Source organism: Chromobacterium paludis, assembly GCF_008275125.1.
In the GTDB taxonomy this organism is placed as follows: domain Bacteria; phylum Pseudomonadota; class Gammaproteobacteria; order Burkholderiales; family Chromobacteriaceae; genus Chromobacterium; species Chromobacterium paludis.
On sequence record NZ_CP043473.1, the window covers coordinates 2,383,092 to 2,402,629 of the forward strand.

Annotated in this window: 21 protein-coding genes; 15 read left to right on the forward strand and 6 right to left on the reverse strand. The window is 64.7% G+C overall.

Annotated elements, in window-relative coordinates:
- Positions 1-53: 53 nt before the first annotated feature.
- Positions 54-2,024 (reverse strand): monovalent cation:proton antiporter family protein, encoded by a 1,971-nt coding sequence (locus tag FYK34_RS11015; RefSeq protein WP_149296405.1) that lies wholly within the window; start codon positions 2,022-2,024, stop codon positions 54-56.
- Between the two features lie 120 nt (positions 2,025-2,144).
- On the opposite strand from FYK34_RS11015, the gene FYK34_RS11020 reads away from it, so the two are divergent.
- The 15 genes from FYK34_RS11020 to FYK34_RS11090 all read left to right on the forward strand — a co-directional run bounded on the left by FYK34_RS11020 (position 2,145) and on the right by FYK34_RS11090 (position 16,043).
- Positions 2,145-3,125 carry a KpsF/GutQ family sugar-phosphate isomerase gene (locus FYK34_RS11020; protein WP_149296407.1) on the forward strand — a complete coding sequence of 327 codons (981 nt, stop codon included), beginning with the start codon at positions 2,145-2,147 and terminating at the stop codon, positions 3,123-3,125.
- A gap of 43 nt (positions 3,126-3,168) precedes the next feature.
- Positions 3,169-3,693 carry a KdsC family phosphatase gene (locus FYK34_RS11025; protein ID WP_149296409.1) on the forward strand — a complete coding sequence of 175 codons (525 nt, stop codon included), beginning with the start codon at positions 3,169-3,171 and terminating at the stop codon, positions 3,691-3,693.
- Positions 3,690-4,259, forward strand: a complete 570-nt coding sequence (lptC, locus tag FYK34_RS11030) for an LPS export ABC transporter periplasmic protein LptC (protein WP_149296411.1) — start codon at positions 3,690-3,692, stop codon at positions 4,257-4,259. Before FYK34_RS11025 ends, lptC begins: the two co-directional genes overlap by 4 nt.
- Entirely contained in the window at positions 4,249-4,797 is a 549-nt protein-coding gene (lptA, locus tag FYK34_RS11035; RefSeq protein WP_149296413.1) for a lipopolysaccharide transport periplasmic protein LptA, read from the forward strand. The genes lptC and lptA overlap by 11 nt, the downstream gene beginning before the upstream one ends.
- Positions 4,794-5,522 (forward strand): LPS export ABC transporter ATP-binding protein, encoded by a 729-nt coding sequence (gene lptB / locus FYK34_RS11040; protein ID WP_149296415.1) that lies wholly within the window; start codon positions 4,794-4,796, stop codon positions 5,520-5,522. Before lptA ends, lptB begins: the two co-directional genes overlap by 4 nt.
- Positions 5,523-5,525: 3 nt before the next feature.
- A complete protein-coding gene (locus FYK34_RS11045) occupies positions 5,526-6,923 on the forward strand; it encodes an RNA polymerase factor sigma-54 (protein ID WP_149296417.1) in 1,398 nt (465 codons plus the stop codon).
- Positions 6,924-6,993: 70 nt separating this feature from the next.
- Positions 6,994-7,320 carry a ribosome hibernation-promoting factor, HPF/YfiA family gene (gene hpf / locus FYK34_RS11050; protein ID WP_149296419.1) on the forward strand — a complete coding sequence of 109 codons (327 nt, stop codon included), beginning with the start codon at positions 6,994-6,996 and terminating at the stop codon, positions 7,318-7,320.
- Between the two features lie 122 nt (positions 7,321-7,442).
- A complete protein-coding gene (gene ptsN, locus FYK34_RS11055; RefSeq protein WP_149296421.1) occupies positions 7,443-7,904 on the forward strand; it encodes a PTS IIA-like nitrogen regulatory protein PtsN in 462 nt (153 codons plus the stop codon).
- Positions 7,897-8,865 carry an HPr(Ser) kinase/phosphatase gene (hprK, locus tag FYK34_RS11060; protein ID WP_149296423.1) on the forward strand — a complete coding sequence of 323 codons (969 nt, stop codon included), beginning with the start codon at positions 7,897-7,899 and terminating at the stop codon, positions 8,863-8,865. The genes ptsN and hprK overlap by 8 nt, the downstream gene beginning before the upstream one ends.
- Complete coding sequence (rapZ, locus tag FYK34_RS11065; RefSeq protein ID WP_149296424.1) at positions 8,846-9,688, forward strand: RNase adapter RapZ; 843 nt, start codon at positions 8,846-8,848, stop codon at positions 9,686-9,688. The genes hprK and rapZ overlap by 20 nt, the downstream gene beginning before the upstream one ends.
- Positions 9,689-9,734: 46 nt before the next feature.
- On the forward strand, positions 9,735-10,343 hold the full coding sequence (locus FYK34_RS11070; protein WP_149296426.1) for a flavin prenyltransferase UbiX: 609 nt from the start codon (positions 9,735-9,737) through the stop codon (positions 10,341-10,343).
- A 2-nt stretch (positions 10,344-10,345) separates the two neighbouring features.
- Complete coding sequence (locus FYK34_RS11075) at positions 10,346-11,812, forward strand: NAD(P)H-hydrate dehydratase (RefSeq protein WP_149296428.1); 1,467 nt, start codon at positions 10,346-10,348, stop codon at positions 11,810-11,812.
- Positions 11,813-11,884: 72 nt separating this feature from the next.
- Positions 11,885-12,808 (forward strand): DMT family transporter, encoded by a 924-nt coding sequence (locus FYK34_RS11080; RefSeq protein ID WP_149296430.1) that lies wholly within the window; start codon positions 11,885-11,887, stop codon positions 12,806-12,808.
- A gap of 137 nt (positions 12,809-12,945) precedes the next feature.
- Positions 12,946-14,457, forward strand: coding sequence for a sensor histidine kinase (locus FYK34_RS11085; protein ID WP_168209715.1), 1,512 nt, complete (start codon positions 12,946-12,948; stop codon positions 14,455-14,457).
- Positions 14,454-16,043, forward strand: a complete 1,590-nt coding sequence (locus FYK34_RS11090) for a DUF3369 domain-containing protein (protein WP_149296434.1) — start codon at positions 14,454-14,456, stop codon at positions 16,041-16,043. Before FYK34_RS11085 ends, FYK34_RS11090 begins: the two co-directional genes overlap by 4 nt.
- A gap of 63 nt (positions 16,044-16,106) precedes the next feature.
- Here FYK34_RS11090 and trhA read toward each other — a convergent pair whose 3' ends face one another.
- The 5 genes from trhA to lpxK form a co-directional block, all read right to left on the reverse strand.
- Complete coding sequence (trhA, locus tag FYK34_RS11095; protein ID WP_149296436.1) at positions 16,107-16,724, reverse strand: PAQR family membrane homeostasis protein TrhA; 618 nt, start codon at positions 16,722-16,724, stop codon at positions 16,107-16,109.
- A 169-nt stretch (positions 16,725-16,893) separates the two neighbouring features.
- Positions 16,894-17,550 (reverse strand): adenylate kinase, encoded by a 657-nt coding sequence (gene adk / locus FYK34_RS11100; RefSeq protein WP_149296438.1) that lies wholly within the window; start codon positions 17,548-17,550, stop codon positions 16,894-16,896.
- Between the two features lie 39 nt (positions 17,551-17,589).
- The gene (gene kdsB, locus FYK34_RS11105; RefSeq protein ID WP_149296440.1) at positions 17,590-18,348 is read right to left on the reverse strand and encodes a 3-deoxy-manno-octulosonate cytidylyltransferase; all 759 of its coding nucleotides are present in this window, start codon (positions 18,346-18,348) and stop codon (positions 17,590-17,592) included.
- A complete protein-coding gene (locus FYK34_RS11110; RefSeq protein ID WP_149296442.1) occupies positions 18,345-18,527 on the reverse strand; it encodes a Trm112 family protein in 183 nt (60 codons plus the stop codon). Before FYK34_RS11110 ends, kdsB begins: the two co-directional genes overlap by 4 nt.
- Positions 18,517-19,536, reverse strand: a complete 1,020-nt coding sequence (gene lpxK, locus FYK34_RS11115; RefSeq protein WP_149296444.1) for a tetraacyldisaccharide 4'-kinase — start codon at positions 19,534-19,536, stop codon at positions 18,517-18,519. The genes FYK34_RS11110 and lpxK overlap by 11 nt, the downstream gene beginning before the upstream one ends.
- Between the last annotated feature and the right edge of the window lie 2 nt (positions 19,537-19,538).

Below are 19,538 nucleotides of genomic sequence, written 5' to 3' on the forward strand. Positions count from 1 at the left end.
AAAGACAACGCCCCGGATATCCGGGGCTTTGTTTTATCCAGGCGGACTGCGGCTCACTCGCCCTGCAGGATGCGGGACTCGGCCAGCGCCAATTGCTCCGGCGTGCCCAGCAGCACCAGGATGTCGTCGGTCTGCAGTTCGAAGCTATCGTCGAAGTCGGTGCGCCGCGCACGCTGGCGACGGATGGCCTTGACCTCCACCCCGGCATCGTCCAGCCGCAAGGCGCCCAGCGGCTGGCCGATGGCATAGGCGCCGCCGCACACCTGCACGCTGAGCAGGCGCGGCACCATGGCGTCCTCCAGGCTCTCCACTTCATCGCTGCTGCCGCGGAAGAAGCCGCGGAACAGATCGTAGCGCTCCTCCCGCACGGTGCGGATGCGGCGCAGCACGCGGCTGGGCGGCACCCCGGCCTCCAGCAGCGCCTGAGAGGCCAGCATCAGGCTGCCTTCCATCACCTCGGCCACCACCTCGTCGGCGCCCGCCTGGCGCAGCGTATCCAGGTCGCTGTCGTCCACCGTGCGCACGATGACCGGCAACTCAGGCCTCGCCTCGCGCACCGTGTGCAGGATGCGCATCGCGGCATGGGTGTCGGCAAAGGTCACCACCACCACCTTGGCCCGCATCAGCCCGGCGGCGATCAGCACCTCCTTCTTGCCGGCGTCGCCGAACACCACCGGGTCGCCGGCCTCGCCCGCCTCGCGCACGCGCTCCGGGTCCATGTCCAGCGCGAACATATTGATATTCTCCGCCTCCAAGAGCCGCGCCAGCGCCTGGCCGCTGCGGCCATAGCCGCAGATCAGCACGTGATCGCTCTTGCTCATGCTGGCCACCAGCATCTGGTGCAAGTCCAACGATTGCAGCATCCAGTCCTGCTTGATCAGGCGGCGGGTGATGCGATCGCCGTACAGGATGAGGAAGGGCGCGATCAGCATGGACATCAGGATGGCCGCTATCGCCGCCTGGGCCATGACCGTCGGCACCAGTTTCAGATTCATCGCCAACGCCAACAGCACGAAGCCGAACTCACCGCCCTGCGCCAGCGCCAGCGCCGCGCGCATGGACTCGTTGGCGCGGTGGCCAAACAGGCGCGCCAGGCCAAACACCACGCCCAACTTCAAGGGCAGCAGCAAGGCCAGCAACAACAGCACCACGCCGAAATGCTCGAACAGGATGGACAGCTCCAGCCGCATGCCCACGGTGATGAAGAAGAAACCAAGCAGGATGTCGCGGAAGGGCTTGATGTCCTCCTCCACTTGGTAGCGGTACTCGGTTTCCGAGATCAGCATGCCGGCGACGAACGCGCCGAGGGCCAGACTGAGGCCGGACAGCTCGGTGAGCCAGGCCACCCCCAGCGTCACCAGCAACACATTGATCATGAACAGCTCGCCGGAACGCTGCCGCGCCACCAGATGGAACCATGGCCGCACCAGCCGCTGGCCGAAGAACAGCAGCAGCGCCAGCACCACCACCACCTTGCCGCCGGCCTTGGCCAGGTCCCACCACAGGGTATCGCTGCCGCTGGCAAAGGCCGGCAGCAGAATCAGCAAGGGCACCACGGCGATGTCCTGGAACAGCAACACGCCGATGGCCAACTGGCCATGCGGCTGGTTCAGCTCCAGCCGCTCGGTCAGCAGCTTGCTGACGATGGCGGTGGACGACATCGCCAGCGCGCCGCCTATCGCCAGGCTGGTCAGGGGACTGCCGCTGAACCAGCCTATGACCAGCCCCACCAGCAGCATGGTGGCCAACACCTGGGCCAGGCCCACGCCAAACACCAGCTGCCGCATCGCACGCAGCTTGGGCAGGGAAAACTCCAGGCCTATGGTGAACATCATGAACACGATGCCGATCTCGCCCAGAAATGCGGTTTCCTCGCCTTGCGGTATCAGGCGCATCACGCCGGGGCCGGCCAGAAAGCCCACCACCAGATAACCCAACATCGCCGGCACCCTCAGGCTGCGGCACAGCGTCACCACCAACACGGCGGCCAACAGAACGAGAACGATGGGGGCCATGGAATGCATGGTCGGCGGGGTCTCCAGGGGTGGCGGCAAGGAATGGCAACAAAGGAATGCACGCGACCAAGCAAAAGTTGCACCAGCTCGCGCATCATTCGATTATAACCTTTGATATACTTTTGCCTTATGGAAAAAATACAAGACATCCGCCGCCTGGAAATGGCGCGCGAGGTCCTGCAAGCCGAGGCCACGGCGCTGCACACGCTGGCCGAGCGACTGAACGGCGACTTCCTCGACGCCGTCGAGGCCATTCTCGCCTGCAGGGGCCGCGTCATCGTCACCGGCATGGGCAAGTCCGGCCACGTCGCGCGCAAGATCGCCGCCACCCTGGCCAGCACCGGCACCCCCGCTTTCTTCGTGCATCCGGCCGAAGCCGCCCACGGCGACCTGGGCATGATCACCGCCGACGATGTGGTGATCGCGCTGTCCAACTCCGGCGAATCCGGCGAGGTGGTGGCCCTGCTGCCAGCGCTGAAGCTGAAAGGCAGCAAGCTGATCGCCATGACCGGCCGCGCCGAATCCACGCTGTCGCACGAGGCGGACATTCTCTTGCACACCCACGTGGAGCGCGAGGCCTGCCCGCTGAACCTGGCGCCCACCACCAGCACCACGGCGCAGATCGCGCTGGGCGACGCGCTGGCGGTGACGCTGATGGAAGTGCGCGGCTTCAGCCAGAGCGACTTCGCCTTGTCCCACCCCGGCGGCAGCCTGGGCCGCCGCCTGCTGGTGCATGTGCGCGACCTGATGCACGCCGGCGACGCCCTGCCCCGCGTCGCGCCCGGCACCCTGCTGAAGGACGCGCTGCTGGAAATGTCGCGCAAGCGGCTGGGCATGGTCACCGTCATCACGGACGGCGGCGACCTGCTGGGCATCTATACCGACGGCGACCTGCGCCGCACCCTGGAAAAGGGCGCGGACGTCTACCGCCTGACCATAGACGAGGCCATGAGCCGCTCTCCGCGCACCATGCAAGCCGACAAGCTGGCGGCGGAGGCAGGCTTCCTGATGAAGCAGCACCAAATCACCAGCCTGGTCGTCGTCGACGCCGACGGCAAGCCGGCGGGCGTGCTGCACATGCACGACCTGCTGCGCGCCGGCGTGTTTTAACTCCCGCCGCCCGGCCGCAAGGCCGGCGGCCGCAAGGACAGATATGCGCATGATTTCCGAGCAGGCCCGCAAGGTGAAACTGCTGATCATGGATGTGGACGGCGTGATGACCGACGGCCGCATCTTTTACAACGCCCAGGGCGAAGAGAGCAAATCCTTCTACGTGCAGGATGGTCTGGGCCTGCGCCTGCTCAGCCGCACCGGCGTGCAGCTGGCCATCATCTCCGGCCGCGCCGACCGCTGCGTGGAGCACCGCGCCCGCGCGCTGAAGATAGACCACTACTACGGCGGCGTGCATGACAAGAAAGTGGCGCTGGCCGACTTGCTGCAAAAAACCGGTTTCTCCGCCGAAGAATGCGCCTTCATCGGCGACGACCTGATCGACCTGCCCATCCTGACCCGCGTCGGCCTGGCGGTGGCGGTGCCCGAGGCGCCGCCGCAAGTGCGACAGCACTGCCACTATGTCACCGGCAACCCCGGCGGCCACGGCGCGGTGCGCGAACTGGTGGAGCTGATCATGCAGGCGCAGGGCACCTTCGACGCCATCATCGCGGAATACCTGGCATGATGCGCCTGCTGCGCTCCCACCGGTTGTTCCCGGTGCTGCTGATCGGCCTCACCGCCATGCTGACGCTGTGGCTGGACCAGATTTCGCGCTGGGACACCCGCCACCGCGAGCTGGACCCGGACAAACCGGAATACGTAGCGGAAAACCTGGTGGCCACCCGCTACGACGAACACGGCAAGCTGATGGACCGCCTGATCGCCAGCCGCATGTGGCAATACCCCGGCAAGCCGGAAGCGTATTTCGAAAAGCCGGACCTGTACCAGTACCAGCAAGGCGTGCTGCAATACCACGTCATCGGCGAAACCGGCCGTTACAACAACAAGACGCAACAGGCATACTTCGACAAGAACGTCACCCTGATCAAACCCGCAGACTCGCAGCAGCCGGAAATCCGCATGCTGAGCAGCGCGATGCTGGTGGACACCGGCAAGGAGGTGGCCAGCTCCAAGGCCCCGACGGCGATCTACCGCGGCCACTCCGAAGCGCACTCCATCGGCTTCCTGTACCAGCACCAGCAAGGGCTGCTGACTCTGCTTTCCAGAACCAAGATCATCTATGCCAAATAAACCCCGCATCCTGCTGGCCGGCCTGCTGCTGGCCGCCGCCGCGCTGGCCCAAGCCGAACAGGCCGACCGCGACAAGAACATCGAAATCACCAGCGACAACGGCTGCGTTTCGGAGCTGAAGAACAAGAACGTCTCCACCTGCAGCGGCAATGTCGTGGTGGTGCAAGGCACGCTGCGCCTCACCGGCGACAAGCTGACCGTGAGCCAGGACAAGGACGGCAACCAGACGCTGCACGCTACCGGCCGCATCGTCACCTTCCGCCAGAAAATGGACAACGACGGCGGCTGGGTAGAGGGCCAAACCAGCGTGCTGGACTACGACAGCGCCAAGCATCTGGTGGTGCTGACCGGCAATGCGCGCGTCAAGCGCAACGGCGACCTGTCCATCGGCAATGTGATCCGCTACAACACCCTGGACGAAACCTTCGAAGTCGTGGGCGGCGGCCCGTCCGCCAGCGGCCAGGGCCGCGCCGTGGTCATCATCCAGCCCAAGAAAAAGGCCGCCTCGCAACCGGCCGGCGGGGCAGCCAAGCCATGAAGCACAGCGTTCTCACCGTTTCCCACCTGAAGAAGCGCTTCAAGAAGCGCACGGTGGTCAAGGACGTCTCGCTGAGCATAGAAAGCGGCGAAGTCGTCGGCTTGCTCGGCCCCAACGGCGCCGGCAAGACCACCAGCTTCTACATGATCGTCGGCCTGATCGGCGCCGACGACGGCGACATCCGGCTGGATGAGCAATCCCTCACCCACTATCCCATCCACCAGCGCGCCCAGCTGGGCCTGGGCTACCTGCCGCAGGAGGCATCCATCTTCCGCCGCATGACGGTGGAAGAAAACATCGCCGCCATCCTGGAGATCGCCGGCCTCAAAGGCAAGGAGCTGGAACAGGAGCTGGACCTGTTGCTGGACGACCTGAACATCGGCCACCTGCGCGACAGCAACGCGTTGGCGCTGTCCGGCGGCGAGCGCCGCCGCGTGGAGATCGCGCGCGTGCTGGCCACCCGCCCGCGCTTCATCCTGCTGGACGAGCCGTTTGCCGGCGTGGACCCGATCGCCGTCATCGACATCCAGAAAATTATCTCCTTCCTGAAGGAACGCGGCATAGGCGTGCTGATCACCGACCACAACGTGCGCGAGACCCTGCGCATCTGCGACCGCGCCTACATCATCAGCGACGGCTCGGTGCTGGCCTCCGGCGTGCCCGAGGAACTGGTCAACAACGACAAGGTGCGCAAAGTCTACCTTGGCGAGCACTTCCACCTGTAAGCGATGAAGCAGGCACTACAGCTCAAGGTTTCGCAACAGCTGACGCTGACGCCGCAGCTGCAACAGTCCATCAAGCTGCTGCAGCTTTCCACGCTGGACCTGCAGGCCGAGGTGGAGCGCTTCCTGCTGGACAATCCGCTATTGGAGCGCGGCGACGAGCCGCGGGACGGCGAGTCCGCATCCGAAAGCCAGGATAGTTCGACGCCGGACGAGCCGGCCGACAGCCGCGACGACAGCGTAGGCGAGCTGATGGACTGGGGCGCCGGCAGCCGCGCCCAGGGCGGCGGCGACGACTACGACCCCATGCTCAACGTGCCCTGCCCGGTCAGCCTACGAGAGCACCTGCTGGCCCAGCTGGGCGAAATCGCCCTGCCCCGCCGCGACGAAGCCATCGTGCGGCTATTGATCGAGGAGCTGGACGACGACGGCTATCTGCAATCCAGCCTGGACGAACTGGCCAGCCATCTGCCGCTGGAACTGCTGCTGGACAGCGACGAACTGGCGGTAGGCCTGGCGCTGCTGCAGCAGTTCGACCCGGCCGGCGTGGGCGCGCGCACGCTGGCGGAATCGCTGCAGCTGCAATTGCAGCGCCTCCCCGCCGCGGAGCCCGGCCATGCCCTGGCGCTGGCCATCGTCCGACAACACCTCGCGCTGCTGGGCGGCCGCGACTACGCCAAGCTGAAGAAGCTACTGGGCTGCACCGATGCCGAGCTGCGCGCGGCGCAGGCCCTGATCGCGCGGCTGAACCCGCATCCGGCCACCGGCTTCCATCACGGCGATGTCCACTACGTGATCCCCGACATCAGCGTGCGCAAACTCAAGGGCCGCTGGGTGGCGGAGTTGAACCGCTCGGCCGTGCCGCGGCTGCGCGTCAACCAGCTGTACGAACGCATGCTGGCCGACAGCCGGGGCCAGGGCGGCGAAATGTCGGCCCGCCTGCAAGAGGCGCGCTGGCTGGTGAAGAACATCCAGCAGCGGTTTGACACCATTCTGAAAGTGGCGGAAGCTATTGTTGAACGTCAACAATTGTTCTTTGAACAAGGCGAAGTGGCGATGCGCCCGCTGATCCTGCGCGATATCGCAGAGGAACTGGGCCTGCACGAATCCACCGTATCCCGCTCCACCAGCCAAAAATACCTGCTTTGTTCGAGAGGTTTGTTCGAACTCAAGTATTTCTTCGGCAGTTCGTTGGAGACTGAAAGCGGTGACGAGTGCTCCGCCACCGCCATCAAGGCTCACATCCGCGGCATGATAGAAGGCGAAAACCGGGCGAAGCCGCTGTCCGACAGCGCCATCGCCGACGCGCTGGCCAAGCAGGGAATACAGGTTGCCAGACGCACCGTAGCCAAGTATCGTGAAGCCATGCAGATTCCGGCGGTGAATCTGCGCAAGGCTCTGTGAGGAGTCAGCACAAGAATACAATGCCGCCCGACAACCCGCCCGGGCGGTCAACACCAGAAGGAGCTAGGGTATGAACCTCAAAGTAACTGGCCTGCACCTGGAAGTCACGCCATCGCTGCGCGAATACATCGAGAACAAACTGGAGCGCATTACCCGCCACGTCGACAATGTGATCGACGTCTCCGTTACGCTGTCCGTGGACAAACTGGTTCAAAAGGCCGAGGTCAATGTGCATCTGTCCGGCAAGGACATCCACATCGAAGCCTCCGAGGCCGATCTCTACGCCGCCATCGACCTGCTGATGGACAAGCTGGACCGCCAGGTGCTCAAGCACAAGGAAAAGCTGACCGAACACCGGGCCCAGAGCTCCGGCGAAGCGTCTCAGGCCTCGCTGTGACGCGAGCTTGAAAACAACGGGAACCCAGGGGTTCCCGTTTTTCTTTGCGCCGCCCGGTTTTCAGTACTATCAAGGCAACGTAGAATCCCGGGTTTATTCCAGCGCCGCATGCATAATCCAATATGAATCTCATCGGCAAGATACTGACTCCGGACCATGTTCTGCTGGATCTGGACGTCTCCAGCAAGAAGCGCGTGTTCGAGCAAGTCGGGCTTCTGGTGGAAAACACGCGCGGCATCGCCCGCAGCGAAATCTTCGACAGCCTGTTCAGCCGCGAAAAACTGGGCTCCACCGGCCTGGGCCAGGGCGTGGCCATTCCGCACGGCCGCGCGCGCGGCCTGAAGGAAGCCACCGGCGTGTTCATCCGGCTGAAGGCGCCGATTCCGTTCGAGGCGCCGGACGGCAAGCCGGTGCAGTGTCTGTTCGTGCTGCTGGTGCCGGAACACGCCACCGACCTGCACCTGCAAGTGCTGTCTGAGCTGGCCCAACTGTTCTCCAGCCGCCAGATGCGCGAGAAAATGCTCAACGCCTCCGGCCGGGAAGAACTCTACCAGCAGCTCTGCGATTGGATGCCCAATGCCTAGCATCACCGTGCGCCGCCTGTATCAGGACAACCAGCAGAAGCTGAACCTGACCTGGGTCGCCGGCACCGGCGGCTCAGACAACGTCATCGGCAACGTCATCGGCAATGACGGCCAGCGCCCCACTCTGGCGCTGGTGGGCCACCTGAACTTCATCCACCCCAACCGCGTCCAGGTGCTGGGCCTGGCAGAGGTGGACTACCTGAACAAGCTGGAACAATCCGCGGCCAAGACCGCGCTGGACCAGCTGTTCCATAAGAGCATGTCCGTGGTGATGGTGGCGAATAACCAGCCGGTGCCGCGGCTGCTGCGCGACTATTGCCACAGCCATAACGTGCCCTTGATGACCAGCACGCTGGAAAGCCCGTACCTGATGGACGTGCTGCGGATCTACCTGGCCCGCGCGCTGGCGGTGTCCACGGTGCTGCACGGCCTGTTTCTCGACGTGTTCGAGATTGGCGTGCTGATCATGGGCGACTCGGCCATGGGCAAGAGCGAACTGGCGCTGGAATTGATCTCGCGCGGCCACGGCATGGTGGCGGACGACGCGGTGGAGCTGTACCGCATTGGCCCGGACACGCTGGAAGGCCGCTGCCCGCCGCTGCTGCGCGACTTCCTGGAAGTGCGCGGTCTGGGCATCCTGAACATCCGCACCATATTCGGCGAAACCGCCGTCCGCCCCAAGAAGGTGCTGAAGCTGATCATCCACTTGGTCAAAGCCAACGATCAGGCCATGCAGGCGCTGGACCGGCTCAACATCCAATCGGAAACGCAGGAGATCATAGGCGTCACCGTGCGCAAAGTCGTGCTGCCGGTGGCCGCCGGCCGCAACCTGGCCGTGCTGGTGGAGGCCGCCGTGCGCAACTACATCCTGCAGCTGCGCGGCATAGACAGCACCCGCGAGTTCATCGAACGACACACCAATTTCTTGCGAGACCAGGAAAATGCGCCTGATATTGATTAGCGGCCTGTCCGGCTCCGGCAAATCCGTGGCCTTGCGCGCGCTGGAGGACTCCGGCTTCTACTGCGTGGACAATCTGCCCGCCACCATGCTGCCGGAGGCAATGGCGCTGTACGAGGAATTTGGCTATCACGACATCGCCATCAGCGTGGATACCCGCTCCGGCCCTTCGCTGGGCGCCCTGCCGCAAGTGGTGGAGCAGCTGCGCGCCAAGGGCATGGATGTGCGCCTGCTGTACCTGGAAGCCAAAGCGGAAACCTTGGTCAAACGCTTCTCCGAGACCCGCCGCCGCCACCCGCTGTCCGGCGCCGGCATCACGGTGGAGGAAGCCATCCAGGTGGAACAGGAGATGCTCAGCATCGTGCCGGAACTGGGCACCCGCATCGACACCAGCGAGCTGTCGGCCAATGGCCTGCGCAGCTGGGTGCGCGAACTGGTGGATGCCGACAGCAACCGCTTGACCCTGATCTTCCAATCCTTCGGCTTCAAGCATGGCGTGCCGCAGGACGCGGACTTCGTCTTCGACGCGCGCTGCCTGCCTAATCCCTACTACGATCCGCTGCTGCGCCCGCTGACCGGCCGCGACCAGCCCATCGTGGACTTTTTCGCCCAGCACGCCGAGGTGGCCGATATGATCGCCGACATCCAGTCGCTGATCGCCAAGTGGCTGCCTTGCTATGCCAAGGAAAACCGCAGCTATCTGACGGTTGCCGTCGGCTGCACCGGCGGCCAGCACCGCTCGGTGTTCATCATCGAGAGCCTGGCGCGCGCCTTCGCCGACAAACAGATACTGGTGCGCCATCGCCAGCTGTATCCCGACCATTGAACAGGCTGGCGGGCGGCGCCAGCCGTCCGCTCCTGGAGAACACCCGATGTCCCGCCGTCAAACCATTACCGTCGCGCTGACCGGCGCCTCCGGCCTGCCTTACGGCCTGCGGCTGATCGAAGCCCTGCTGGCCGCCCAAATCCGCGTCTGGGTGCTGTATTCCCAGGCGGCCCAGATCGTGGCCAAGCAGGAAATGGACTTGACCCTGCCTTCCCGTCCCGCCGACATGAAGGCCTGGCTATTGCAGCGCTACCCGGCCGCGCCGGAGCTGCTGGAAGTCTACGGCCGAGAGGAATGGTTCGCGCCGGCCGCCTCCGGCTCCAACCCGCCGGACGCCATGGTGGTGTGCCCCTGCTCCATGGGCACGCTGGCGGCCATCCGCCACGGCATGAGCGACAACTTGATCGAACGCGCCGCCGACGTCTGCATCAAGGAGGGGCGCAAGCTGGTGCTGGTGCCGCGAGAAACTCCGCTATCGGCCATCCATCTGGAAAACATGCTGGAACTGGCGCGCCTGGGCGTGGTGATCCTGCCGCCCGCCCCCGGCTTCTATACTCACCCCAAGAGCGTGGACGACATGGTGGACTTCATTGTGTCCCGCATGCTGGATCAACTGGGCGTCGAGCAGACGCTGACGCCGCGCTGGGGAGAATAAAGATGGACGGCGGCCCGATACTGAGCCTGGCGGCGCTGCGTCAGCTGGAACAGGCGGCGGACGCAGCCGGGCTGGACCTGATGCGGCGCGCCGCGCGCGCGGCCGCAGGCTGGGTGGCGCAGCGCGTCGCGCCGGGCTGCCGGCTGCTGATCTGCGCCGGCCCCGGCAACAACGGCGGCGACGCGCTATACGCCGCGCTGGACCTGCACCGCCAGGGCCATGCGCTGGACATTCTGCAACCGGTCGCGCCGGCCAGCCCCGCCTGTCAGGCAGCCCGCCAGGCCGTGGAGTTGGCCGGCCTAAGCCTCTGGAGCGCGCTGCCCGAGGGCTACAGCGCGCCGGCCCTGCTGCTGGACGGCTTGTTCGGCATCGGCCTGTCGCGCCCGCTGGACGCGGGCTGGCAAGCGCGTATCGCCGAGCTGAACGCTCTGCCCTGCCCCAAGCTGGCGCTGGACTGCCCCAGCGGCCTCGACGCCTATACCGGCCAGCCGCTGGGCGCGGCCATCCAGGCCGACGCCACGCTGACCTTCCTCTGCCACAAGCCCGGCCTGTTCTGCGGCCCCGGCGCCGACCTGGCCGGCACGATTGTGCTCGATCGCCTGGATTGTCCCGCCGAACTGTACCCGCCGCGCGAGGGCGCGCTGAACGCGCCGGACGCCTCCGCGCTGGCCCGGCCGCGCGACAGCCACAAGGGCAGCTACGGCGCGGTATGCGTCATAGGCGGCACGCCCGGCATGCTGGGCGCGGCCTTGCTGGCGGGCCGCAGCGCCCTTGGCGGCGGCGCGGGCAAGGTTTACCTGTGCACGCTGGACGACAGGCTGCCGGTGGACTCCGCGGCGCCGGAGCTGATGATTCGTCCCGCGGACGAAATGGCCGAACTGCCCCGCGCCGACGTCCTCGCCATCGGCCCAGGCCTCGGCCAGCAGGAACTGGCCGAAAGGCTGCTGGAACAGGCCCTGGCCCAACCCTGCCCGCTGGTGCTGGATGCCGATGCGCTGAATCTGATCGCCGCCAGCCATCGCCTGGCCACGCGCCTGGCCGAGCGCCCGCATCCCTCCGTGCTGACGCCGCATCCGGCGGAGGCCGCGCGGCTGCTGGGGGTGGACACCGCTGCCATCCAGGCCGACCGCGTCCGCCATGCGCGCGCACTGGCCCAACGCTTCAACTGCGTGGCCTTGCTCAAGGGAGCGGGCAGCCTGATCGCCCAGCCGGACGGAGAATACCGGCTCAACACCGTCGGCGGCCCGGAATTGGCCGCCGCCGGCCAGGGCGATGTGCTGACCGGCCTGATCGCCGCGCTGCTGGCGCAGGGCTTGTCCGCCTTCGATGCGGCGGCGCTGGCCGCCCATCTACATGGCCAGGCCGGCGACGACTACCGGCGCGAAAGCGGCGGCCCCATCGGCCTCGCCGCGTCCGCCACAGTGCCGCGCATCCGTAGCATCCTAAACAGTCGACTCGCCGCCAACTGAACGCCGCCTTTGCCGTAGGCAGGGATTTGTGGTTAACATGGTTCAGACCAGCCCCATACCCGGAGAGCCGTTTTGACGCTCCAGCCTGATCAGAGAAAAGCCTATGCCTTAGGCCTGGGCGCCGTGCTGGCCTGGTCCACCGTCGCCAGCGCCTTCAAGCTCAGCCTGCAATACCTCAGCCCGATGCAGCTCTTGCTGTACGCCAGCGCCGCCTCCCTGCTGTCGCTGCTGTCCATCCTGGCCTGGCAGCGCCGCCTGCCCGAGCTGGCTGCCGCCTTCCGCCGGCACTGGAAGGCTTCTTTGCTGTTCGGCGCCGTCAATCCTTTCGCCTACTACCTGGTGCTGTTCCAGGCTTACTCGCTGCTACCGGCGCAGGAGGCCCAGGCCATCAACTACACCTGGGCGCTGACCATGACCTTGCTGGCCGTGCCGCTGCTGAAACAGAAGCTGCGCCCGCAGGACGCGGCGGCGGCGCTGATCTGCTACATAGGCGTGCTGGTCATCGGCACGCGCGGCCAATTGCTGGCGCTGCACTTTTCCAATCAGTTCGGCGTGATGTTGGCGTTGGCCTCCACCCTGCTGTGGGCCGGCTACTGGATATTCAACACCCGCGACACGCGCGAGCCTGTGCTGGGGCTGACGCTGAACTTCGCCTGCAGCCTCCCCCTTAGCCTGGCCTGGTGCGCCTGGCACGGCCAGTTGAACCTGCCGGCCTGGCAAGGACTGGCCGGCGCGGCTTATGTCGGCGCGCTGGAGATGGGCTTCACCTTCGCGCTGTGGCTGTCGGCCATGAAGCTGACGCGCAGCACTGCCAGCATCGCCAACCTGATTTTCCTGTCGCCGCTGCTGTCGCTGCTGCTGATCCATCTCATCGTCGGCGAAGCCATCCTGCCGTCCACCCTGTTGGGACTGGCATTGATCCTGGGCGGGCTGGCCGCGCAAAAAATCCGCCTCCGCCGCAGCCTGACCCATGGTCTGGCAAATGAGCCGCATTGACTGGCGCGCGCGGCAAAACCCGCGGGGAATGAGGAGAGCAGATGGCAATTCACGCCCGATCTGCCTACGATTGACTGTGAGGGCATGACTAAGCAGGCACCATGAAAAGCATCAAGACAAGGTTAATGCTATGGCTGATGGCCTGGATCACTGCCATTCTGGGCAGTACCGGCCTGTATTTCTACCTACACGACTACGGGACAGACCAAAGCGACTTCCAAACCCAGCGCGCCGCCGTGCGCTCACGGCTGTCGCTGTCGCTGCCGCACGGCATCTGGCAGCTGGACGATGAAAACGTGCGCCTGTCGCTGGACAGCGAACTGAGCTGGCCATCCGTCATCGCCATCAACGTGAAGGGAGAAAGCGGCCTGAACCTGGGCCGCACGCGCGACAGCAACGGCAATCTGCGCGACATGCTGCCCAATGAGCATCCCAAGGCTGACGACATACTCAACATCCCCATCATCTATCAGGGCAAGGAGCATCTGGGCACCGCCACCGTCTATCTCTCCCACGACGCCTTGCGCGCGCGCGAAAACCAGCACCTGTTGACCATCGTCGCCCAGATCATTCTGTTGGACGTGATGATTTTCTTCATCATGTCGTTCAATCTGCAGCGCTTCATCTTTCAGCCGCTGGCGAAATTGCAGCAGGCCTTGAACACTGCCATCCGCGCGCCGGACGCCAGCGGCGCCCAGATCACCCACCTGGCGGACGACGAAATCGGCGGCATCGTCAACGGCTTCAACCGCATCGTGGCGCGCACGGCGGCCGACCTGGTGAAACGGACCGCTGCCGAAGCCATCGCCCGCGAAGAGAAGGAAAAGGCGCAACAGGCCTACAGCCAGCTGATCGCCACCCAGGAAACGCTGGTGGAGGCGGAAAAGATGGCCTCGCTGGGCAGCCTGGTGGCCGGCGTCGCCCACGAGATCAACACGCCTGTCGGCATCACGCTGACCGCCGCCTCCCATCTGGGCACCGCCACCTCGCACATCACCGGCAAGCTGGAAAGCGGCAACGTCAAGAAGAGCGACTTCCAGAGCTATCTGGAAACCGCTCAGGAATGCTGCGAGCTGATCCTGTCCAACTCCGAGCGCGCGGCCAACCTGATCCACAGCTTCAAGCAAGTCGCCGTCGACCAGACCAGCGAAGCGCGCCGCAGCTTCCACCTGCACGACTACCTGAACGAGGTCATCACCAGCCTGAAGCCGCGCTTCAAGCACACCAAGGTCACCATCGACATTCAATGCGAGGAGGACATCCTGCTGGACAGTTACCCAGGCGCGCTGGCCCAGGTACTGACCAATTTGGTGGTCAACGCGCTGATCCACGGCTATGAAAGCGGCGAGATCGCCGGCTCCATCATGATCGAGGCGCACCGGCTAGACGACCAGCATGTCTCGCTGAGCGTAGGCGATCATGGCAAGGGCATCGCCGCGGAAAACCTAAGCCGAATTTTCGACCCCTTCTTCACCACCCGACGCGGCAGTGGCGGCAGCGGCCTGGGCCTCAATATCGTTTACAACATCGTACGGCAACGCCTGGGCGGCAATATCGAAGTTCACAGCGAACCGGGGCAAGGCACCCGCTTCAAGCTGGACATGCCCTGCATCGCGCCAACCGTCCAGCATAAGGAGAACGTGATATGAGCGTCGATAAACTCCCCCCAGACGAGGAAAATTGGCTGCTGGATGATAGCGCGGACGACGGCGTCTACCCGTCGGAGTTGCGCAAGCCTTGGAAAGTGTTGATCGTCGACGACGAAAAGGATGTCCACACGGCCACCCGCATTGCCTTGCGCGGCATCAGCTACAAGGAACGCCCGCTGGAGCTGTTGAGCGCCTATAGCGGAGCCGAAGCGTTTCAGATGCTGCATCAGCACAACGACATCGCGCTGATCATGCTGGACGTGGTGATGGAAAGCGAAGACGCAGGCCTGAAGCTGGTGCATCGCATCCGCGAAGAGCTGAATAACGGCGTGGTGCGCATCGTGCTGCGCACCGGCCAGCCGGGACAGGCGCCGGAGCAGGAAGTCATTCTCAATTACGACATCAACGACTACAAAACCAAGACCGAGCTGACCACGCAGAAGCTGTTCACCACCACCATCGCCTCCTTGCGCGCCTACGAAAACATGGTGTCGCTGGAAAAGAACCGCCAGGGCCTGGCCAAGATCCTGGAAAGCGCGTCCGATCTATATCAGCTGCACTCGCTGCGCGAGTTCGCCTCTGGCGTGCTGCGCCAGATCAGCGCCCTGCTCGACATCGGCACCGACGGCATTCTGTGCGTGCGCAATGAAACGCATAGCGGCCGGCCGGAGCTGGAAATCCTGGCCGTGTCCGGCAATTACGAATACCTGGCGGAAAAGGGCGACCTGTCCAGCGAACCCAAGCTGGAATCGGTGATCATGCAGGTGTTCAAGGAAAAGCGCAGCATCTACCAGCATCCTTACGATGTGCTCTACATCGCCTCGCGCAACCGGCGCGAGTTTGCCGTTCACTTCATGCCGCAATGGCCGCTGGACGCGGTGGAGTGCGATCTGCTGGACGTGTTCTGCCAACGCATCTCCGCCGCCTACGACAACCTCTATCTCTATCACCAGCTGCGCAGCGCGCAGGAGGCGACGGTAGTGGCGCTGGCCGACCTGGCGGAATTCCGCGACACCGACACCGGCAACCACGTGCTGCGGGTGCAGAAGCTGACCGACGCCATCGCCCAGGAAATGCTGATGAGCAACCATTATCCGGAACAGATGAGCCGCGAGTTTCTGGACATGGTGGGCATGGCCAGCATCCTGCACGATATAGGCAAGGTGGCCACGCCGGACCATATTCTGCTCAAACCGGGAAAGCTCGATCCAGAAGAACGCGCCATCATGGAACAACACGCCGCGATAGGCGCGCAGATCCTGGCCAAGTCGGCGCAGATGGTGGAAGGCACCAGTTATCTATCGCTGGGTTCGGAGATCGCCGGCGGCCATCATGAGCATTTTGACGGCAACGGCTACCCGCACCAGCTCCAGGGCCAGGATATCCCGCTGTCGGCCCGCATCGTGGCCGTGGTGGACGTATTCGACGCCCTGCTGAACAAGCGTCCATACAAAGAACCTTGGAGCATGGAGGACACCATGCAGTACATCAAGGGTCGTTCGGGCACGCAGTTCGACCCGCTGGTGATCGAGGCGCTGAGCCGCCTGGTCGACGAGGAGAGATTGCCGGTCAAGTTCGGCGAATAACCCGCACTAGACAAAGCAAACGGCAGCCTTTAGAGGCTGCCGTTTGCTTTGCCGCGCGGCCGCTCAGGCCACGTAGTTCAATACGCAAAGATATTGGCAGATGCTGCCGCCCAGTACGAACAAATGCCAGATGCCGTGGCCGTGGCGGATTTTCTCGTCATTGAGAAACCAGTAGATCCCCACGCTGTACAGCATGCCGCCCAAGGCCAGCCAGAACAGGCCGCCCGGCGCCAGCGCCTCGATCAAGGGCTTGATGGCGATCAGCACCAGCCAGCCCATCGCCACATACAGGATCATGGACAGGATGCGCGTGCGCCGGCCCAGTGTCAGCTCCTGGACGATGCCGAACAGCGCCAAGCCCCAGCTGAGGCCGAACAGCGTCCAGCCCCAGGCGCCGCGCAGCGTCACCAAGGCAAACGGCGTGTAACTGCCGGCGATCAGCAGATAGATGGCCGAATGGTCGCACTTCTGCAGAATCGCCTTGGCCCGTCCCTTGAAGCTGTGATACAGCGTGGACACCAGATAAAGCGTGACCAGCGTGCCGCCATACAGGCTGAAGCTGACGATTTTCCAGGGGTCGCGCTGCATCGCCGCCTCGACCACTAACACAACCAATCCGACTATCGCCAGCAGCGTGCCGGCCAGATGGGAATAGCCGTTGAAACGTTCCCCGCGATACATGATTTTATTTTCCTTGGCCGGCATCCAGCCGGCGCGCTGACACAAAACAATTTGGAACCCCTGCGGCTCCTCATGGTTCCATTGTCCGACTTTGTTCGCATCAAAACCAGCGCTTGGCGCAAACAAAAAGCGGGCCGATGGCCCGCTCGCTTGCCGATTGCGATTCGAATCAGGCGCCCAGCGCCTTCAGCACGTCGTCGCGCACGGTTTCCACCGCGCGGGTGCCGTCTATCTTCACATACTTCGGCGCCTTATCGCTGCCGCCGGCGGCCAGCTTGCCGTAGAAGCCCACCAGCACCTCGGTTTGCTCGTGGTAGACGGCCAGGCGCTTCATGACGGTTTCCGCCTTGTCGTCGTCGCGCTGGATCAGCGCTTCGCCGGTCTCGTCGTCCTTGCCTTCCACCTTGGGCGGGTTGTACTTGACGTGGTAGGTGCGGCCTGAAGCCACGTGCACGCGGCGGCCCGCCATGCGGTCGACGATGGCCTCGTCCGGCACGTCGATTTCCACCACGTAGTCAATGTCCACGCCGGCGGCGATCATCGCCTCGGCTTGCGGAATGGTGCGCGGAAAGCCATCGAACAAGAAGCCGTTGGCGCAGTCCGCTTGGGCGATGCGTTCTTTGACCAGGCCGATGATGATGTCGTCGCGCACCAGTCCGCCCGCATCCATGATGGCCTTGGCTTCCAGGCCCAGCGGCGTGCCGGCCTTCACCGCGGCGCGCAGCATGTCGCCGGTGGAGATTTGCGGAATGCCGAATTTTTCGCGGATGTAGTTGGCTTGAGTGCCTTTGCCGGCGCCCGGCGCGCCCAACAGGATCAATCGCATGTGTTTGACTCCAGTCTGTTTCGATTTAATTGTATTTGTTCATCGCGCAAACAGCCGACGCACCCGTTCCAGGTCTTCCGGCGTGTCCACCCCCGCGGCGGGCGCCTCGCTCGCCAACGCCACAATCATGCTGTAACCATGCCAGAGTACGCGCAATTGTTCCAGCGCCTCGTATTGCTCCAGCGGCGCCGGCTCAAGGCCGGCATACGTCTTGAGAAATCCGGCGCGGTAGCCGTACATGCCGATGTGGCGGTAGACCGGCAGGCCCGCCGGCAGCGCGGAACGATCGGCCGCGTAGGCGTCGCGCGCGTATGGGATCGGCGCGCGGCTGAAATACAGCGCGCGGCCATGCTTGTCCAAAGCCACTTTCACCACATTGGGATTGAAATGGTCGGCGGCGTCGTGCAGCGCGTGAGCCAGCGTCGCCACCGGGGCATCCGCGCCCGCCAGCAGCTCGGCCAACTGGTTGATCAGCGCGGGCTCGATCAGCGGCTCATCGCCCTGCACATTGATCACGATGGCGTCGTCGGCCAAACCCAGCTGCTCCGCCACTTCCGCCAGGCGGTCGGTGCCGCTGGCGTGGTCGGCGCGGGTCAGCAGCGCTTCCACACCGTGCTCGGCGCAGGCAGCCAGAATGTCGGCGTGGTCGGTGGCGACGATGACGCGGGCGGCGCGGCTCTTGGCCGCCTGTTCCGCCACCCGCGCCACCATGGGCTTGCCGGCGATGTCGGCCAGCGGCTTGCCCGGCAAGCGGCTGGACGCCAGCCGCGCCGGGATCACCACCACGAAACCGCTCATTTGACTTCTTCTTCCGGCGGCAGCTCGCGCGCCTCGCTCTCCAGCATCATCGGGATGCCGTCCTTGATCGGGAAGGCCAGGCGGTCGCCCTTGCAGATCAGCTCGTCCTTGCTCTTGTCGAACAGCAGCGGGCCCTTGCACAGCGGGCATACCAGAATTTCCAGAAATTTAGCGTCCATGTTCCATCTTCAAGCGGGCTAGTATCCAGTCGCACAGATCAGGCGCCAGCGTGGCCTGAACCGGCAAAACCCATAGTCTAGCACGCTGCGCCGCATCATGAAGCGCGCGCGCGAGCTTGACCGCGTCCTTGCTGGTGACGATGACCGCGTCGGCGTCGGCGGGAATGTCCTCCGCCGAAAAAGGGTGGTGATCGGGGAAAGACAGCCGGCGATCCACCGCCACGCCCATGCAGGCCAGCGTGTCGAAAAAGCGCTGCGGATGGCCGATGCCGGCCAGCGCCGCCACGCGCAAGCCGGCGAAGTCGGCCGCGCCGCGCGTCACCGAGGCATCGTCCAGCGCATGGCAGCGGCCGGGGCGCAAGGCCATGGCGAAGCGCGGCAAGCCGGCCGGCAAGGGCAGATCGCCCCCCTCGCCATTCACGACGACCGCGTCCACGCTGCGCAAGCGCGACGCCGGCTCGCGCAGCGGGCCATTGGGCAGCAGCCTGCCATTGCCCAGGCCGCGCCGGCCGTCCAGCACCGCGATCTCCAGATCGCGCGCCAGCCGGTAGTGCTGCAGGCCGTCGTCGCTGAGTATCAGCCGGACATCAGGGTGCTGGGCCAGCAGATGGCGTCCGGCGGCGACGCGGTCGCGCCCCACCACCACCGGCGCGCCGGAAGCGGCCAGCAGCAAAGGCTCGTCGCCCACCTGGGCCGGGTCGCTGTCCGGTTTCACCTCAGTCGGCACCGCCGCTTGGCCGCCGTAGCCGCGGCTGATAACGCCTACCTTGACCCCGCGCGCGGCGAAACCATCCAGCAGCGCCAGCGTCAGCGGCGTCTTGCCGACGCCGCCGACATTGATGTTGCCGATCACCGCCACCGGAACCGGCAGCCTCTCGCTGGTTTTCCAGCCGCGGCGGAACGCCTGCCGGCGGACAGCGGCCAGCAGCGCAAAAAGCCCTTCCAGCGGCGCCAGAAGGGCTGTCAGCCAGCCTCGCGGCTGGTACCAGTGTTGTTCGATCAGATTCATGC

Excerpts from the sequence above, each read along its gene's own strand:
- FYK34_RS11015 (WP_149296405.1), bottom strand. The coding sequence starts at position 2,024 with ATGCATTCCATGGCCCCCATCGTTCTCGTTCTGTTGGCCGCCGTGTTG.
- FYK34_RS11020 (WP_149296407.1), top strand. The coding sequence starts at position 2,145 with ATGGAAAAAATACAAGACATCCGCCGCCTGGAAATGGCGCGCGAGGTC.
- FYK34_RS11025 (WP_149296409.1), top strand. The coding sequence starts at position 3,169 with ATGCGCATGATTTCCGAGCAGGCCCGCAAGGTGAAACTGCTGATCATG.
- lptC (WP_149296411.1), top strand. The coding sequence starts at position 3,690 with ATGATGCGCCTGCTGCGCTCCCACCGGTTGTTCCCGGTGCTGCTGATC.
- lptA (WP_149296413.1), top strand. The coding sequence starts at position 4,249 with ATGCCAAATAAACCCCGCATCCTGCTGGCCGGCCTGCTGCTGGCCGCC.
- lptB (WP_149296415.1), top strand. The coding sequence starts at position 4,794 with ATGAAGCACAGCGTTCTCACCGTTTCCCACCTGAAGAAGCGCTTCAAG.
- FYK34_RS11045 (WP_149296417.1), top strand. The coding sequence starts at position 5,526 with ATGAAGCAGGCACTACAGCTCAAGGTTTCGCAACAGCTGACGCTGACG.
- hpf (WP_149296419.1), top strand. The coding sequence starts at position 6,994 with ATGAACCTCAAAGTAACTGGCCTGCACCTGGAAGTCACGCCATCGCTG.
- ptsN (WP_149296421.1), top strand. The coding sequence starts at position 7,443 with ATGAATCTCATCGGCAAGATACTGACTCCGGACCATGTTCTGCTGGAT.
- hprK (WP_149296423.1), top strand. The coding sequence starts at position 7,897 with ATGCCTAGCATCACCGTGCGCCGCCTGTATCAGGACAACCAGCAGAAG.
- rapZ (WP_149296424.1), top strand. The coding sequence starts at position 8,846 with ATGCGCCTGATATTGATTAGCGGCCTGTCCGGCTCCGGCAAATCCGTG.
- FYK34_RS11070 (WP_149296426.1), top strand. The coding sequence starts at position 9,735 with ATGTCCCGCCGTCAAACCATTACCGTCGCGCTGACCGGCGCCTCCGGC.
- FYK34_RS11075 (WP_149296428.1), top strand. The coding sequence starts at position 10,346 with ATGGACGGCGGCCCGATACTGAGCCTGGCGGCGCTGCGTCAGCTGGAA.
- FYK34_RS11085 (WP_168209715.1), top strand. The coding sequence starts at position 12,946 with ATGGCCTGGATCACTGCCATTCTGGGCAGTACCGGCCTGTATTTCTAC.
- FYK34_RS11090 (WP_149296434.1), top strand. The coding sequence starts at position 14,454 with ATGAGCGTCGATAAACTCCCCCCAGACGAGGAAAATTGGCTGCTGGAT.
- trhA (WP_149296436.1), bottom strand. The coding sequence starts at position 16,724 with ATGTATCGCGGGGAACGTTTCAACGGCTATTCCCATCTGGCCGGCACG.
- adk (WP_149296438.1), bottom strand. The coding sequence starts at position 17,550 with ATGCGATTGATCCTGTTGGGCGCGCCGGGCGCCGGCAAAGGCACTCAA.
- kdsB (WP_149296440.1), bottom strand. The coding sequence starts at position 18,348 with ATGAGCGGTTTCGTGGTGGTGATCCCGGCGCGGCTGGCGTCCAGCCGC.
- FYK34_RS11110 (WP_149296442.1), bottom strand. The coding sequence starts at position 18,527 with ATGGACGCTAAATTTCTGGAAATTCTGGTATGCCCGCTGTGCAAGGGC.
- lpxK (WP_149296444.1), bottom strand. The coding sequence starts at position 19,536 with ATGAATCTGATCGAACAACACTGGTACCAGCCGCGAGGCTGGCTGACA.